Here is a 998-nt window from a genome sequence, read left to right as displayed (position 1 = left end):
CAGGTGATCGGTTACGAGTCGGTGCGCGTCAAGCCCACCGCCGAACAGATCCGCCGTGCCGAAGCGCTTTACCAACGCATCAACCAGGGCAAGTCGGCGATTCCTTCGACGGACAAATGGCTGCCGATCCTGCAGGACTGGCTGCCGTTCATTCTGGTCAGCCAGTTGAGCTTCATGATTGGCGCGACGCTGAACTCGCAGTGGGGCTTCGCCCTCGCCGCCGGTCTTTCGGTGCCGCTGGGCCTGATGGGCCTGCAATGGCAGCAACGCGGGCTCAAGCGCCTGCTGCGCCTGGCCGAACAGACCACCTCCGACCCGCTGATCGCGCAGATGTACACCGACAGCCGTGGCGCGCAGGCGCGTCTGGAGATGTCGATCCTCAGCCAGGAAGCGCGCCTGAAAACCTGCCTGACTCGCCTGCAGGACACCGCCGAACACCTGACCGATCAGGCCAAACAGTCCGACGCCCTGGCGCACAACAGCTCGACCGGCCTGGAACGCCAGCGCGTGGAAACCGAACAGGTCGCCACCGCCGTCAACCAGATGGCCGCCACCACCCAGGAAGTCGCCAGCCACGTACAGCGCACCGCTGACGCCACCCAGGAAGCCAACCGCCTGACCGGCCGTGGCCGCGACATTGCCGGCGAAACCCGCGAAGCGATCCAGCGCCTGTCGGTGGTCGTCGGCGAAACCGGCCTGACCGTGACGCAACTGGCCAAGGACAGCGACGAAATCGGCGGCGTGGTCGACGTGATCAAAGGCATCGCCGACCAGACCAACCTGCTCGCCCTCAACGCCGCCATCGAAGCGGCGCGTGCTGGCGAGATGGGCCGTGGTTTCGCCGTGGTGGCTGACGAAGTACGCCAACTGGCGCAACGCACCAGCGAATCCACCGGGCAGATCCATGCCCTGATCGCCAAGCTGCAACAGACAGCGTCGAGCGCCGTGCAAACCATGGAAGCCGGGCATCGCCAGGCCGAAGAAGGCGTGGCGCGGGT

General features: G+C 66.0%; 1 protein-coding gene. It reads left to right on the top strand.

From position 1 onward, the window contains the following. A partial coding sequence (locus tag D6877_RS10310; protein ID WP_241662879.1) for a methyl-accepting chemotaxis protein occupies nt 1-998 on the top strand: 998 nt, incomplete at both ends.

It is taken from the genome of Pseudomonas sp. Sample_9 (genome assembly GCF_004307535.1).
Lineage (GTDB): Bacteria > Pseudomonadota > Gammaproteobacteria > Pseudomonadales > Pseudomonadaceae > Aquipseudomonas > Aquipseudomonas mercuritolerans.
Note: the sequence above shows the minus strand (reverse complement) of the source record. Positions and strands in the feature narration are given on the sequence as shown.